The 14,948-nt window shown below is 62.9% G+C and carries 16 protein-coding genes and 1 pseudogene; 7 read left to right on the top strand and 10 right to left on the bottom strand.

All coding sequences use genetic code 11. From position 1 onward, the window contains the following. The coding region (locus tag GZ093_RS17015; protein WP_296488192.1) for a DUF2254 domain-containing protein at positions 1 to 588 on the bottom strand (588 nt) is incomplete at its 3' end. 160 nt (positions 589 to 748) lie between these two features. Between GZ093_RS17015 and GZ093_RS17010 the strand changes: the two genes are divergently transcribed. Both GZ093_RS17010 and GZ093_RS20870 read left to right on the top strand, forming a co-directional pair. Then, positions 749 to 919: a hypothetical protein gene (locus tag GZ093_RS17010; protein ID WP_296488189.1), complete on the top strand. Its 171-nt coding sequence runs from the start codon at positions 749 to 751 to the stop codon at positions 917 to 919. Then, positions 916 to 1,155: pseudogene (locus GZ093_RS20870) on the top strand (c-type cytochrome); the annotation flags it as partial. The gene GZ093_RS17010 and the pseudogene GZ093_RS20870, both read left to right, overlap by 4 nt. A gap of 59 nt (positions 1,156 to 1,214) precedes the next feature. Here the strand turns inward: GZ093_RS20870 and GZ093_RS17005 are convergent. Beyond that, positions 1,215 to 1,358 (bottom strand): hypothetical protein, encoded by a 144-nt coding sequence (locus GZ093_RS17005; protein WP_296488195.1) that lies wholly within the window; start codon positions 1,356 to 1,358, stop codon positions 1,215 to 1,217. 326 nt (positions 1,359 to 1,684) lie between these two features. On the opposite strand from GZ093_RS17005, the gene GZ093_RS20865 reads away from it, so the two are divergent. The 5 genes from GZ093_RS20865 to GZ093_RS16980 all read left to right on the top strand — a co-directional run bounded on the left by GZ093_RS20865 (position 1,685) and on the right by GZ093_RS16980 (position 9,128). Next, the gene (locus GZ093_RS20865; RefSeq protein WP_363260996.1) at positions 1,685 to 2,140 is read left to right on the top strand and encodes a hypothetical protein; all 456 of its coding nucleotides are present in this window, start codon (positions 1,685 to 1,687) and stop codon (positions 2,138 to 2,140) included. Positions 2,141 to 2,395: 255 nt separating this feature from the next. Then, positions 2,396 to 3,220 carry a PRC-barrel domain-containing protein gene (locus GZ093_RS16995; RefSeq protein WP_296488187.1) on the top strand — a complete coding sequence of 275 codons (825 nt, stop codon included), beginning with the start codon at positions 2,396 to 2,398 and terminating at the stop codon, positions 3,218 to 3,220. Continuing rightward, the gene (locus GZ093_RS16990) at positions 3,220 to 6,126 is read left to right on the top strand and encodes a cation-translocating P-type ATPase (protein ID WP_363260993.1); all 2,907 of its coding nucleotides are present in this window, start codon (positions 3,220 to 3,222) and stop codon (positions 6,124 to 6,126) included. The genes GZ093_RS16995 and GZ093_RS16990 overlap by 1 nt, the downstream gene beginning before the upstream one ends. Before the next feature lie 526 nt (positions 6,127 to 6,652). After that, positions 6,653 to 8,323: a BCCT family transporter gene (locus tag GZ093_RS16985; protein ID WP_296488186.1), complete on the top strand. Its 1,671-nt coding sequence runs from the start codon at positions 6,653 to 6,655 to the stop codon at positions 8,321 to 8,323. A gap of 148 nt (positions 8,324 to 8,471) precedes the next feature. Next, on the top strand, positions 8,472 to 9,128 hold the full coding sequence (locus GZ093_RS16980) for a hypothetical protein (protein WP_296488183.1): 657 nt from the start codon (positions 8,472 to 8,474) through the stop codon (positions 9,126 to 9,128). A 74-nt stretch (positions 9,129 to 9,202) separates the two neighbouring features. Here GZ093_RS16980 and uppS read toward each other — a convergent pair whose 3' ends face one another. The 8 genes from uppS to GZ093_RS16940 form a co-directional block, all read right to left on the bottom strand. Further along, positions 9,203 to 9,931: a polyprenyl diphosphate synthase gene (gene uppS / locus GZ093_RS16975; protein ID WP_296488181.1), complete on the bottom strand. Its 729-nt coding sequence runs from the start codon at positions 9,929 to 9,931 to the stop codon at positions 9,203 to 9,205. A gap of 92 nt (positions 9,932 to 10,023) precedes the next feature. Further along, positions 10,024 to 10,980 (bottom strand): cell envelope integrity protein TolA, encoded by a 957-nt coding sequence (gene tolA / locus GZ093_RS16970; RefSeq protein ID WP_296488178.1) that lies wholly within the window; start codon positions 10,978 to 10,980, stop codon positions 10,024 to 10,026. Between the two features lie 9 nt (positions 10,981 to 10,989). Beyond that, entirely contained in the window at positions 10,990 to 11,409 is a 420-nt protein-coding gene (gene tolR / locus GZ093_RS16965; RefSeq protein WP_296488176.1) for a protein TolR, read from the bottom strand. A gap of 13 nt (positions 11,410 to 11,422) precedes the next feature. After that, entirely contained in the window at positions 11,423 to 12,115 is a 693-nt protein-coding gene (gene tolQ / locus GZ093_RS16960; protein ID WP_296488174.1) for a protein TolQ, read from the bottom strand. Next, positions 12,112 to 13,305 carry a pyridoxal phosphate-dependent aminotransferase gene (locus tag GZ093_RS16955; protein ID WP_296488172.1) on the bottom strand — a complete coding sequence of 398 codons (1,194 nt, stop codon included), beginning with the start codon at positions 13,303 to 13,305 and terminating at the stop codon, positions 12,112 to 12,114. Before GZ093_RS16955 ends, tolQ begins: the two co-directional genes overlap by 4 nt. Continuing rightward, positions 13,302 to 13,835, bottom strand: a complete 534-nt coding sequence (gene nusB, locus GZ093_RS16950) for a transcription antitermination factor NusB (RefSeq protein ID WP_296488171.1) — start codon at positions 13,833 to 13,835, stop codon at positions 13,302 to 13,304. The genes GZ093_RS16955 and nusB overlap by 4 nt, the downstream gene beginning before the upstream one ends. Further along, positions 13,835 to 14,308, bottom strand: coding sequence for a 6,7-dimethyl-8-ribityllumazine synthase (gene ribH, locus GZ093_RS16945; protein ID WP_296488168.1), 474 nt, complete (start codon positions 14,306 to 14,308; stop codon positions 13,835 to 13,837). The genes nusB and ribH overlap by 1 nt, the downstream gene beginning before the upstream one ends. A 7-nt stretch (positions 14,309 to 14,315) precedes the next feature. Continuing rightward, positions 14,316 to 14,948: 3,4-dihydroxy-2-butanone-4-phosphate synthase (locus GZ093_RS16940; RefSeq protein ID WP_296488165.1), on the bottom strand; the 633-nt coding region annotated here is incomplete at its 5' end.

Raw genomic sequence — 14,948 nt, 5'->3', positions numbered from 1 at the left:
TCCAGGCTTGCCCAGGTGGCCGGGAAACAGCCTGTCGATCCCGTCCTCCAGTTCCCTGCCGACCCGTGCCACGACCTCATCGGCCTGGATCGAGACCGAGACGTGATGGATGAAGTAGATCAGCACCCCGATGCTGACCATGGCCAGCAACACGCCGATGCTCACGGACAGATGCGGCACGAAGGTCACCTCGTCGGCGCGCCGGATGGTGCGCAGCACGAGCAGGCAGTACACGAACGTGGCCACGAAGGTGCCCAGTACCACCTGGTTGGCGGTATCGCGCATGAAGTTGCGCAGCAGGCGGGGGCCCAACTGGGACGAGGCGAGCGACAACGCCACCAGCGTCATCGAGAACACGGTCCCGGCGATGGCGATCATCGACCCGGCCACGGTGCCCAGCGGCAGGCTGGCGCCCTCGGCGCCCCCTGAATAGCTCCAACTCAGGCGCTGCAGCCAGTCTTCGTCGACAGCCTTGTCGAGCTCGACGGCGCCGAAGGCCAGTGCCACGGCCAGCCATGCCATGACCGCCGGTACGAACCATAAGCTGGATCGAAGGCGATCCCAGTATTTCAATAGCAGTGTTTTCAAGAAGCCTCACTTCAACCAGTTAGCCTCGAACGAAGCGCCCATGCTGGCGCTGAACTAGGGGTGTAGCGTAACTTATCGAACAGTAGCACGCTGTTCGGTACCGCACAAAGGCACCGACGACACGACGAGGTGGACCTCGCGTCGGCGATGGGGTTGCACTGTGCGATGGCGCACAGACGCGCACCATGAACTCGCCCAGAACGTTGAAAGCCAGAGCACCATGCTTCGCCAGACCAAGGACCTGCTGGATTCACCCTTCGTCGCCACCAATGGCGCCATCGTTGATGTTAAGGATTTCTACTTTCCCGGGACTGCGGCAGGCGACACATGACGCTAGGCCGCAATCTATCCTGGGTGGTGTTCGGGATCGTGCTGAGCACGAACGCCCATGCCGATGGCGCAACGATCGCCCAAAAAGGCGCCGGGTCGGCCGCCGCGTGCCAAAGCTGCCATGGGGGCGCCGGCGAAAGCGTTTCCGCCGCGGGCTTTCCCCGCCTGGCGGGCTTGGGCGCAAGCTACCTGCAGCGACAACTTGAGGCCTTCTCCGAGGGCGCCCGCTCCAGCGCGGTCATGATGCCGATCGCCAAGGCCCTGTCGGCGGCGGACCGCAAAGCTGTGGCATCGCATTACGCCTCGATGCCGTTTGGCGGAACCGCGTCGATGCCGTCGTCGACTTCGGCGCCTAAGGTCAGCGTGGTCGCGACCGCGGCGTCCGCGCTGGCACCCGCGGTCGGTGCGACGCTGGCCACGCGCGGACGTTGGTCGGACACGCTGCCGGCCTGCGAACAGTGCCATGGACCGGGTGGTCGTGGCGTCGGCGCCTTCGACTACTGGGGCATGGATGCCTACACCCAGCGAAAGCTGGCGGCACTCAGACAGGCATCTCCCGATGTCCCTGCGTCGGCGTCCGCGTCTGCGGCATCCAAGGACATCGCGGGCGACCCCCCGCACGCCGAACTGGTAGCGCCGTCGGGCGCTGCTTCGGGCGTGCGTGCGGCTTTCCGCCCCCCTTCGGATTCGCAACTTCCCACCGGCGAGTTCGGCGACGTGATCCGGCGCGGCCGCGAAATCTTCGTCGATACTGGACGCGTCGCCATTGTGGGCGGCATTTGTCAGCTACCCCGCTTACCGCAGCAAGACCAAGAGCGTATCGACGTTCCAGCAGCGGCTGCAAAGCTGCTTCGAATACAGCATGAACGGCAAGGCGCCGCCGTCGGGCGCACCGGAACTGGTCGCGCTGGAGAGCTACGCCTACTGGCTTGCGACCGGTGCGGCGGTGGACCCCAAGCTCCCCGGGCGCGGCTATTCGACACTGCCTGCACCCGCGCAAGGGCGCGACTACACGCGCGGCGAGCAGGCGTGGGACGTGGCGCTGTACATGAACAGTCACGAGCGCCCGCAGGACCCTCGCAACTCGGGCAGCGTGCGGAACACGCGGGCGACATTCCACGACACCGACGAATCGATGTATAGCCGCGATGTCGCCGGCAAGGTGCTTGGCTCCACCGGCGCGCCGCAGCCGTTCAAACCATCGAAAGCGCCTGGCCGCTGAACCAATCGTACGCCGACATTGCCGGCCGTACAGCTGCGCACGACCGGTTCAGCTCGCGGATCAAGGCTTTCATATCGGCGATCTCCTTGCGCTGCGCCGCGATGATGACCGAGTCTGTGCGACAACGCACAGACTCGTGCTTTGAACTCCCCTACGCTGGGTCGATCGTCCATTGGCCATGCGCCTTGTTGCACTTCCACTGGCCCTGTTCTTGTCGAACAATCTGAGTCCGAAACCTTTGAAAGCGAGAAAACTATGCTTCACCAAACCAAAGACCTGCAGAACCTCTCCATCGGTGCCACGGATGGCGCCATCGGGGACGTGACGGACTTCTACTTTGATGACGACGCCTGGGTGATTCGCTACCTCGTCGTCGATGCTGGCTCGTGGCTGTCAAGCCGCAAGGTGTTGATCTCGCCGATCGCCACCGGCAAGCCGGATTGGGAACACAAGCGCTTGCCAGTCTCGCTAACCCGGGAGCAAGTCAAGAACAGCCCCGACATCGACACCAATATGCCGGTCACCCGGCAGCACGAGACCGACTATCTCGACTACTACAGCTATCCCTACTACTGGGGTGGCCTGGGTTTGTGGGGCCGAGGCGGGTATCCAAACATGCTGCTGCCCGAATACGCGGGTTACGGTTCTGACCCAGCAGCGCGCGCGGAGGTGGACGCCGCCCAGGCACGAACCGAAGCCCGCCAGCGCCAGATTGAGAGTGAGAGCGACCCGCATCTGCGCAGCTGCAATTCCGTGGTCGGGTACCACATTGAAGCCAGTGATGGCGAGATTGGGCACGTGCAGGGCATGCTCGTTGACGACGAAAGCTGGGCCATCCGATACCTGGTGGTGAACACGAGCAACTGGTGGCTCGGTCACGACGTGTTGGTGGCCCCGCAGTGGGTCAAGAGCGTAAGCTGGGCGGAACAAATCGTCGCTGTCGACCTGACGCGTGACGCCCTGAAGCAGGCGCCCATATACGACCCAACATTGCCGCTCGCTCGCGAGATGGAAATCGCCGTGTACCAGCACTACGGGCGCGCCGGGTACTGGCCAGGCGCGCCTGCGCTGGCTGAGTAGTGCCTCCGAAAGATTCTGTCCAGGCGCGGCGCAGTGCGCCATCTGACGACCTGTCGTTGATCGGTATTGCCGAGTTGGCTCTGACGCTCGGCACCGACCTGGAACGAGGGCTCGGCGCCGAGGAGGCAGCCACCCGGCTGCATGCGGACGGCCCCAACGAACTGCGCGCGGCACCCCCCGTGCCACGGTGGCGCCGCGCGCTGGCGCAGTTTCAGGACCCGCTGGTTTACCTGCTGGGTGCGGCGGCGGCTGTGGCCCTGGCCGCCTGGTGGTTCGACGGCCGGGGCCGCCAAGGGGCAGCCGGCTGGCCGCTGGATGCCATCGTCATCGCCGCCGTGGTGGTGCTCAATGCGGTACTGGGTTGGCTGCAGGAGAACAAGGCTGCCCAGGCCGTGGCGGCGCTGCAAAAGATGACCACCGCCACCTCAAACGTGCTGCGCGACGGCGCGGTGGCCCGGGTGCCCAGCGCCGAACTCGTCAAGGGCGACGTGCTGGTGCTCGCCGAGGGCGACGCCGTCGGCGCCGATGCGCGGCTGGTGCAGGCCGCCGCGCTGAAGCTGCTGGAGGCGCCATTAACGGGCGAAAGCGAGGCTGTACTGAAGGACGTGGCACCGCTGCCGGGGCCTGCGGCGTTGGGCGACCGGCTGAACATGGTCTTCAAGGGTACGGCGGTTGCGCAGGGCACCGGACGCGCCGTCGTCACAGCCACCGGCATGCAGACCGAGATGGGCGGCATCGCCACGCTGCTCGACACCACGCCCGACGCGCCCACGCCGCTGCAAGTCGAGATCGCGCACCTGGGCAAGGTGCTGGGCATCGCGGCCTTGGGCGTCGCCGCCGTTGTGGTGGCCACGATCCTTTTGATCTCGGACATCCATGGCGTAGCCGATGTTGTCACGATACTGCTGCTCGGCGTGTCGCTGGCCGTGGCCGCCGTGCCCGAGGGCCTGCCGGCGATCCTGTCGGTGGTGCTCGCAATGGGGGTGCGCCGCATGGCGCGCCACCACGCCATCGTCAAGAAGCTGGCCTCGGTCGAGACACTGGGATCGGCGTCCGTCATCGCGTCGGACAAGACCGGCACGCTGACGCGCGGCGAGATGACGGTGCAGCGCGTGATGACGGCCTCGGGGCGCATCGACATCACCGGCGTGGGTTACGCCCCCGAAGGGCGCGCCGAGCAATCCGGCGCCGATGTACCGGAAGGCCCCTTGCGAGACGAACTGCAGGCGGTGCTGAGCGGCGGCAGCCTGGCGGGCAATGCCCAGCTGCAGCAAGACGACTCTGGCTCATGGGTCATCCAGGGCGACCCGACCGAAGCGGCATTTCTGGTGGCGCAGCGCAAGCTGGGCAACGCCACGCCTGAGAGCCAACAGCGCTTTGAGCGCATCGGCGAGATCCCCTTCACCTCGCAGCGCAAAATGATGTCGGTGCTCGTGGTGGACCATGCCGACGGCATTGCACACGTGCTCTTTACCAAGGGCGCGCCCGATGTACTGCTGGCGCATTGCACCCGCGCCCGCCGGGGTGAGGCCACAGTGGCGCTCGATCCCGCCCTGCATACGCAGGTACTGGCCGACGTGGCTGCAATGGCCGATGACGCGCTGCGCACGCTGGCCGTGGCGCGCCGCACGCTGGCACCTGACGCGCAGATCCCTACCGATGCCAAGGATGCGGCCGCGCTGGAACAGGACATGGAATATCTCGGCACCGTGGGCATCATCGACCCGCCGCGCAAGGAGGCCGCCGCGGCCGTTACCCAGGCCCGCCAGGCCGGCATCCGCGTGATCATGATCACCGGAGACCACCCGCGCACGGCGTTGCGCATTGCAGCCGATCTCGGCATCGTCGACGTCGGTGCATCGGTGCTCACGGGAATCGATCTGGACAAGCTAGACGACGCCTCCTTTGCCACAGCCGTGCTGCAGACCTCGGTGTTCGCCCGCGTGGCGCCCAAACACAAGCTGCGCATCGTGCGCTCGCTGCAGGAAAGCGGCAACGTGGTGGCGATGACGGGCGACGGCGTCAACGATGCCCCCGCGCTGAAGGCCGCCGACATCGGTGTGGCGATGGGCGTGGCGGGCACCGAGGTGGCGAAGGAGGCGGCCAGCATGATCCTGGCTGACGATCACTTCGCCACCATCGTGCTGGCGGTGCGCGAAGGGCGGGGCGTGCTCGACAACATCCGCAAGTTCCTGCGTTACCTGTTGTCGTCGAACCTGGCTGAAGTGCTGACGGTTTTTGTGGGCGTGGTGGGTGCCGGTGTCATTGGTCTGAAGGCCACCGCCACCGGCTCGGGTGGCGCGGTGGTGCTGCCGCTGCTGGCCACACAGATACTGTGGATCAACCTGATCACCGACACCGGCCCTGCCTTGGCAATGGGGGTAGACCCGATCGCCGAAGACGTCATGGCGCGCAAGCCCCGCCCGCGCAGTCAGCGCATCATCGATGGCCGCATGGGGCTGGGCGTGCTTGAGGGCGGCGTCGTGATGGCGGCACTGACCTTGCTGACGCTGGACCTGTTCCTGCCCGGCGGGCTGATCGAGCCGGTGGACAGCTGGCTGGGCACCGGCCCGCACAGCTTGGAACTGGCGCGCACCGCCGCCTTTACGGTGCTGGTGCTGACGCAGCTCTTCAACTGCTTCAACGCGCGCTCGGAATCTGCATCCGCTTTCCGGGCAGCGTTCTCGAACCGCTGGCTGTGGGCAGCGGTGTCGTTGTCCGCAGCACTGCAGGTGGCTGTCGTGCACCTGTCTTTCCTCAACCTCGCCTTTGGTACCGTGCCGCTCTCGGTGGGCCAGTGGTGCGTATGTGTGGCGATGGCCAGCGGGGTGCTTTGGTTCAGCGAAGGTCGAAAGCTGCTGCGACGACTATGGGCCCGGCGTGTGCCTGCACCGCCTGGGCAATAATTCCGTTTTCAGATCGATAGGAGATTAGGCGCGAAGCCGCAGACAGTGCTTTAGCACGGCAAGGCGAAGCAACGACATATCCTATTGATATGGAAATGGAATAAGAGCATGGAAGTCCTGCCTGCAGTGGCACGGCGTCATCTAGGCCGTCTCTGACTTTGCTCGTCGGTCTTGCCGCCTCGCGGCCGTCGTCGCTACGCTCATTGACGAGGCCGTAACCGCGTATTTCTCCGCAGGCGTGCGAGTGCTTGCGCGAATTACCACACTCCGATTGAGGTCGGCTTGCGGCCGATTGCAGCCGGAACTTCAGTTTTCAGCCAATCGGGGACCCTCATCAGGTTGCCGACTTGGCGCTGGCTCCCCGCAAACGCCAGGCAAGCGCGACGAACATCCTTTTACAATTTCACTTCGGCCCAAGCTTCTCGCGGGGGTCCTGCTCGTGTTGTCGGCTAGATTTGGGCGTCGCCTTATTTTTAGACAACAATGACGGCTGGGCGAACCGGATACCGTGGAAAGGAATGCAATCATGGCTCTCAAACCCCCCTTGATGGATCTACCCATCAAAACCGCTGACGGCGGCTTCTACGGCGGCTTCACCAAGCATGTGACGATCTCGGCCAAGCTACTGGTCGCAGCGCTCGTTCTTTGGGCCATGATCTTCCCAAAGCGGTCCAGCACCTTCTTGAGTGGCATCAACGAAACCATTCTGGCGTCGTTCGGCTTTTGGTACATCTATGCCACGGCCTTTTTCCTCATCCTGTGCCTGGCCCTGGCGATCTGGCCTGCCTCGGGCCGATTGAAGCTGGGCCTGACGGATGAGAAGCCAGAGTTCTCGAACTTTTCGTGGTTTTCGATGATGTTTGGCGCGGGCATCGGCATTGGCATGCTGACCTTCGCCACTGCCGAGCCGATGTACCACTTCGCCAAGAACCCAGCCACGATTCAGATGTTGACTGAGCCCAGCTCCTTGGGCAACGTGCGCGCCGCCTACATCTGGTCTTTCACGCATTGGGGCTTTGCCGCCTGGGCGGCCTACGCGATCGTCGGCCTGTCGCTGGGTTATTGCTCGTACCGCCGAGGCTTGCCACTGACGATCCGCTCCGGTCTCACGCCGCTGTTTGGCAAGTGGATGTCTGGGCTGCTGGGCCATGTGGTGGACGTGGTGGCCGTGGTGGCCACGGTGCTGGGCGTGTCGCAGACCTTGGGTTTCGGCGTGGAGCAGCTCATCTCGGGCCTATCGCGCATCGGCGTCGGAGATTGGCTTTACACCACGGCGGCCGACGGCACGCGCTCTTCGTCCACGGCCGGCATCATCGCTGCCCTGCTGGTGATCATGGGCGCGTCTACGCTGTCCGCGCTGTCGGGCGTCGGCAAGGGCATCAAGTGGCTCTCGAACATCAACATGGGTCTGAGCTTCTTCGTGCTGGCCTTCTTCATCATCTTCGGCTCCACGCTGTTTGGCCTGCAGGCCCTGCTCGTGGGCATGTGGGACTACCTGGTCTCGATCCCAGGCAATCTCTTCAACGTCTGGTCCAAGAACGGCACGCCGGTGGGTGACGCGCTGGCCGGCTGGCAGGGCGACTGGACCATTTTTTACTGGGCCTGGTGGATCGCTTTCGCGCCCTTTGTCGGTTTGTTTTTGGCCCGTATCTCGCGTGGTCGTACGGTGCGTGAATACGTGCTGGGCGCGGTGATTGTCCCGTCCATCATGTGCTTCGTCTGGTTTGCTTTGGTTGGCGGCACCGCCATTGACCTGGAACTGTCGGGCAAAGCGGCTGGTGCCATTGCAGGGGCGGGCCAGGAGTCGCAACTGTTCGCCATGCTGGGCGTGATGCTGAGTCCGGATCTGGCGTGGGCGATGTCGGTCGTGGTGGTGGTGCTGCTGCTGACCTACCTGGTGACCTCCGCCGACAGCGCGGTGCTGATCATCAACACCATCAACGCGGCCGGCGACGAGGGCCCCAAGGCGCGGGTGCACATCCTGTTCTGGGGCGCGGCGTTGGCGCTCGTGGTAGGCGGTCTCATCGTGGCCGGCGGCCTGGGCGCCATCAAGACGGCAATGGTCATCGGTGCCCTGCCGTTCAGTCTGGTGATGGTGCTGATGGGTATCGCTCTGATCAAGGGCATCGTTCACGACGGCCTGCGCGAGAAGCACGGAATAGCGACCACCACTGAATCAGAAAGTACCTCTGACTGATAGGATGCCTGCAGAAAATCCGTGACCGACAGCCCCGGCCATCGCGTGCCGGGGCTTTTTCAAGTTGGCGGTCAGCTGATGAACCCTTTGACCGCGGGGCGGCGGCGAGTGACTGCCTATCTGCCGGCCGCCAACGACAACTGCATTGTTGACCATCGGCAGAACCTGGCACTCGCACCCACCGCGACGGGCAGGACAGCCGCATCAAAGCGGCGATCTGCGCGTTGCTACGCCGGGTGGCGTGTTTCAAGTGCGCTGGGACGAGAACGCCAGTGCCGGCGCCTTGTGTCAATTGACGTTTTTTGGTGAATTTTTAAAAGTGGCCCAACTGTTTGAGCGCTGGGTGGGGAGTTGCCCGCAGGAGCACACCAGCCCGAATGCGCCCGAGGTGCGTGACGTGCTGGGCACATGGTTACTCTCCATTGACACTGACCCGGTCAAACGCTGGGACTATGCGGTTTTGGTGAGCAACTCCAACTACGAGATCAAGGCCATCGGTCAACTCTACCGCGACCGCGCCGATTACGAAAACGGCTTTGACGAACTGAAGAACCCGTGGGGCTGGGGTGGCTACACCACGCAAGACCTGGAGCGCTGCAATCTCCGCGTGCGCTACATCGTGGAAAAAATCATCTCAACCAAACAAAAGAATTACGTTCTGCCGACACTGATGTCGTCAAATTTATCGCAATCGCTCATCCCGGCGACCGGGCAACTGAGGAATTTAGGATCAACTTGTAATGCAAGTGCTAGAAGAAACGAGGGGCAAACGTGGGTTCTGAAGCCTCCTTTTCGAGCGCGCTAGTCCAAACGCGGCCATTTGTACAGTGAATCGGGGACAAGCCCACAGCCCAGACAGGCCACAACCAGATTGTCTTATCACGTCTTGCTGCTGCCGCCAAAGCGGCGTTCGCGCGTGCTGTACCAGGCTAGGGAGCGGTCGAGTTCGGCTGCGTTGAAGCTGGGCCACAAGGTGTCGGTGAAGAAAAGTTCGGTGTAGGCCAACTGCCACAGCATGAAGTTACTGATGCGCGACTCGCCGCCGGTGCGGATGAGCAGATCCGGGTCGGGCGCGTAGGCCAGGCCGAGGTGGGTGCTCAGGGTGGCTTCATTGAGCCCATTGACGGACTCACCGGGGTGCGCACTTTGCCACGATTTGATCGCCTCCAGCAGGTCCCAGCGGCCACCGTAGTTGGCAGCGATGGTGAGGGTGATGGTGCTGTTGTGCGCGGTTTTTTCTTGCGCTTCGATGATCAGGCTTTGAATGCGTTCACTGAAACCCGAGGTATCGCCCACGATTTTCAGGCACACGCCTTTGGCGCTCATGTCTTTGACTTCTCTTTGCAGGTAGAGCGTCATCAAGCCCATCAGGCTGGAGACTTCGTCTTGCGGGCGGCGCCAGTTTTCGGTGCTGAAGGCAAACAGGGTGAGGTAGCGCACGCCGCGGTTGGCGCAGGCTTGCACGATTTTGCGTACCTGGCGCGCGCCGTTGGCATGGCCCAGTGCGACGGGCAAACCGTGTTGTTTGGCCCAGCGCCGATTGCCATCCATGATGATGGCGATGTGCTCGGGTACCGGGCTGCTGGCTGACGTTGGATCGATGGACACTGAGCAGGGCCTTGTTGCTGAGGGTGGCGCGGTGGGCCGTTCCCGTGACAGATTCATGACTTTTTCTGAGTGAGTGTACTTGACGCTTTGTTTCAGTCTTTTGGCGTAAAGACGAGGGTCAAGGGGCTAATGACGCGGCCATCCACATCACGCGGCAGCACTTCGGTTTTTTCGATAGCGCGCAATACGGCATCATCCCAGGCCTTGAGCCCGCTGGGCTTGGTGAGCTTGCTGCTGATGATGGTGCCGTCTGGGGCGGTACGAACCTCCACTTCAGCGGCTGGGTTGCCGGCGATATCGTCGACGAAAGCGATATTGGGCTTGATGCGGGCGCGGATGCGTCCGGCATAGCTGCTGGACGAGCCGCTGGACTGCAGTTGCGTGCCGCGTGCGCTGGCGCCGCCGCTGGCCCCGGCTAGGCCGGTCATGCGTTCGATGTTGGCTTTGCGCTGGATTGCCAGTTTCTTCGCATCCTCCTGCGCTTGGCTTGCCTCTTTGCGCTGGGCCTCTTGGGCGGCTTTCTTCTTGTCTTCTGCGGCTTTTTTGTCGTTGTCGCGCTTGTCTTGCAGGCGCTGCTTTTCAAGCTGCACTTTTTTCTGTTTCAATTCTTCTTGTTTCAGTTGCTCCAGCCGCTGCTTCTCCAGGCGTTGTTTGTCCAACTCCTGCTGTTTTTTGAGATCAAGCGCCTTTTTTTGTCGCAATTTGTCGCGCTCCAGGGCGATGGCGGGGTCAGGCAGGTTGGGCCGGGCTTCTGGCGCCTGGACGGGGGGTGGCGGCTTGGGTGCAGGCGCGACCATGGGCGCTTTGGGTGTGATAGGTGCCACGACCGGCTCGGGTGGCGCCTCAACCAGCTTTGGCGCCGCTGCTTGCGGCACGGCCGACCACAACTCGGCCTCGGCACTGACGCTGATATCGTCGCTCTTCCAGTGCACGCCCCAAGTCAGGGCGGCCAGCAAAAATGCGTGCGCCAGCACGGCCAAGGCCAGTGAGCGCAGCAGGCCCGGCGTGGGCGGTGGCGCAAATTCAAGACGATCAGTGGCCGCGTGCACGCCTGACCCTCAGTTGACCAGTTGCACCGACAAGCCCACGCGCTGCGCGCCGGCACGTTGCAGGACGTCCATGACCTTGACGACCGACTCATACTTGATATTTTTGTCGGCGCTGATGACCACCGCAGAATTGGTAGCGCCGCTTTGTTCCTGTTTGACTGCGCTGGCGAGGCCCTTGAGCCCAAGCGCAGTGGACTTTTCTTTCACTTTCATGGTGATCGATTCATCTTTGTCGATGACGATTTGTATCACCTGGTCAGGCTGGCGGGCGGCTTTTCCGACGCTGGGCAGGTCGATCACGCTGGGGGTAATCAAAGGCGCCGTGACCATGAAGATGATCAGCAGCACCAGCATCACGTCAATGAAGGGCACCATGTTGATCTCGCTGATGGTGCGCCGACCGCGCCCACGACTGATGACTGAGGCCATGCTAGGGCTCCTTTCAGTGGCCGGAGGCCGACTGGGCGCTCACGTTGCGTTGCAGGATGTTGGAGAACTCTTCAATGAAGGTCTCCAGCCGGATCGCGATGCGGTCAATGTCGTGGGCAAAGCGGTTGTAGGCCACCACGGCGGGAATGGCCGCAAACAGGCCGATGGCGGTGGCGACCAGCGCCTCGGCAATGCCCGGCGCCACGGTGGCAAGCGTCACGGTTTGCATGGATGCCAGCCCGGTGAAGGCGTGCATGATGCCCCAGACGGTGCCAAACAAGCCGAGATAGGGTGACACGGAGCCGACCGAGGCCAAAAATGACAAATTGGCCTCCACCACGTCGAGCTCGCGCTGGTAGCTCGCGCGCATGGCGCGGCGGGCGCCGTCCATCAGCGTGCTGGCATCAAGGATATGGCGTTCGCGCAGTTTTTGGTATTCACGCATGCCACTGGCAAAAATGCGCTCCAGGGGGCCGGAGTCGCGGGCATTTTGCGCGGCGGCGGCAAACAAATCATTGAGGCTGGTGCCGGACCAGAACTCGCGCTCAAAGGTGTCGTTGAGCAGCTTGACGCGCTTGAGGGCAAACAGCTTGCGAAAGATTGCCGCCCAGCTGGCCATGGAGACCACCACCAGCAGCAACATCACCAGTTGTACAACAACACTGGCGTTGAGTACCAGGCGCAGGATCGACAAATCTTGGGTCATTTCAGGGGTTCCAGATAGGCTTTTAAGCGTGAGATGGCTTCATGCAGCTGCGGCATGGCGCTGGCCGTCGAAAAACGGACGAAATTGTGGGCGTCCGCCCGGCCGAAGTCGCGCCCGGGTGTGACCGCCACATGGGCGTGTTGCATGAGGTCAAAAGATAAGTCCCAACTGTCCTTGACGCCGCGGGCCCGGCAAGCAGCCGAGCAGTCGGCCCAGGCGTAAAACGCGCCATCGGGCATGACCGGCACGGTGAGCCCCAAGGCGTTGAGTGCGGGTATGAAGTAATCACGCCGGGCCTTGAACTCGGCGCGGCGTCGGTCGTACTCAAACAGGCTATCGTACTCAAAACAGGCCAGCGCGGCGTATTGGGAGATGGTGCTGGGGCAGATGAACAGGTTTTGCGCCAGGCGCTCAATCACCGGCACGAGCCGCTGCGGCACCACCATCCAGCCCAGGCGCCAGCCGGTCATGTTGAAGTATTTGCTGAAACTGTTGATGCTGATGATGTCGTCGTCAAGCGCCAGCGCCGTTTGCCCATACTGCGCATCAAAGCTCAGGCCGAGGTAGATTTCATCGACCAGCGTGATGCCGCCTTTTTGGTTCACCACCTGATGGATACGGCGCAACTCGTCGGGCGCAATCGACGTGCCTGTGGGGTTGGAGGGCGAAGCCAGCAACACGCCCCGGGTCTTGGGCCCCCAAGCCGCTTGCACCTTGTCGGCGCTGAGCTGAAAGCGCTCGGCCGCGGTGGTGGGGAGCAATACCGCGCTGCCGTCGGCGGCGGAGACAAAGTGCCGGTTGCACGGGTAGCTGGGGTCGGGCATGAGTATCTCGTCACCCGATTCGACCAGCGCCAGGCAGGCCAGCTGCAGGGCCGCCGAGGCCCCGGCAGTGATCACAATGCGGCTGGCCGGCACCTGGACCTTGAAGCGACTCAGGTACCAGTCGCTGATGCGTTCGCGCAGTGGCCCCATGCCGGTCGCCTGGGTGTAGTGCGTCAAGCCGTCGCGAATGGCCTGGCAAGCGGCGTCTTGCACCAGCGGTGGCGCGGTGAAGTCGGGCTCGCCGATGTTCAAAAAGATCATGGGCGTGGCGCTGTGCGCCACTTCAGTGGCCAACTTGGACGCCGCCTTGGCAACCTCCATCACATAAAAAGGCTCGATGCGCTGGGCGCGCTCGGAGATTTTCATGCGCGGGTTTTACCCCGGTCGGCGTTGACCTCCAAGGCCCGCAGGCTTGGCGCCAAGCCGTTGAGTACGGCGTTGACGTACTTGTGGCCGTCGGTGCCCCCAAATTCTTTGGCCAGTTCTACGCATTCGTTGAGCACGACTCGCCACGGCACGTCCAGACAGTGCTGCAACTCAAAAGCGCCAATCCACAGGATGCTGTGTTCGATCGGCGAAATTTCGGAGAATTTTCGGTCCAACAGCGGCAACAGCAGCGCATCCAACGCGGCGGCCTGCTCAGTACAACCATGCAGCAGCGTATCGAAATGCAGTGAGTCGGCTTTGGAAAACCCGGCCAAGTCGCGTGTGAAAGCGTCGATGTCGGCCACCGTGTTTTTACCGACCAGGCTTTGGTACAGCGCTTGCAAGGCAAATTCGCGGGCACGCGAACGGTCCGACTTGCTGCCGGCTTTGCGTGCGCCGGTACTGGTCAGGCCGGTGCGGGACTGGCGGGGTGGGCGGCTGCCGGCGGGTTGGGTGGGCTGCTCAGTCATCAGATGTCACTTAGTAGATTGGCCATTTCAACGGCAACGCGGGCGGCGTCGCGCCCTTTGTCGGTTTGGCGGGCCACGGCCTGTTCCAGATTCTCAGTCGTCAGGATGGCATTGGCGATGGGCAATTGGTAATCAAGTGCAACCCGGCTCACGCCGGCACCAGATTCATTGGCGACCAATTCGAAATGATAGGTTTCGCCGCGAATGATGCACCCGATGGCCACCAGCGCGTCGTATTCTAATTTTTCGGCCAGCGCCAACAAGGCCACCGGCACCTCCAGGGCGCCGGGAACTTGAACCAGGTCAATGTGTTTCTCCGACACGCCCAGCGCCAGCAGCTCGGCCTTGCAAGCCTGCGCCAGGGTGTTGGTAATGGCTTCGTTGAAACGCGCCTGAACAATGCCAATGCGCAATTTTTTGCCGTTCAAACGGCTGTCACTGGCGGCCAGTGCGCCTTGGTTTGCGTCAAGCATATGGTCCTTACTTTGCAATATAGCCAACAATTTCCAGACCGTAGCCGGTCATGCTGGGCATGCGGCGCGGGTTGCCCATGAGCTGCATTTTGTGCACGCCGAATTCGCGCAGAATCTGGGCACCAATGCCGTAGCTGCGCAAGTCCATGCGGCCGCGCTCGGGGCCATGGCTGGCGCGCGCCGTGCCGTCAAACTGGGCCAGCAATTGCTTGGGGCTCTCGCCGCAATTGAGCAGCACGACCACGCCGCTGCCCTCGGTGGCGATGCGGGCCAGTGCGGCGTCAAGGCTCCAGGAATGCATGGCGCGACCGACCTCCAGCGCGTCCAGCACGGACAGCGGCTCATGCACGCGCACCAGCACCGTGTCGCCTGCGGCCCATTGGCCTCTGACCAGTGCCAGATGCACGCCGTGTGCGGTTTTGTCTTTGAAGGCGTGAAGGGTGAACTCGCCAAAAGCGGTGTTGATCGGGCGGGTGCCCAATTTTTCGACCAGCGACTCGACCCGGCTGCGGTGCGCGATCAGGTCGGCGATGGTGCCAATCTTCAGGCCATGCTCGGCCGCAAACAGTTGCAGGTCGGGCAGGCGCGCCATGGTGCCGTCGTCTTTCATGATCTCGCAAATAACGGAGGCCGGGGTGCA

This window comes from Rhodoferax sp. (genome assembly GCF_010365055.1).
Lineage (GTDB): Bacteria > Pseudomonadota > Gammaproteobacteria > Burkholderiales > Burkholderiaceae_C > Rhodoferax.
This window is presented reverse-complemented; position numbering and strand designations above follow the sequence as displayed.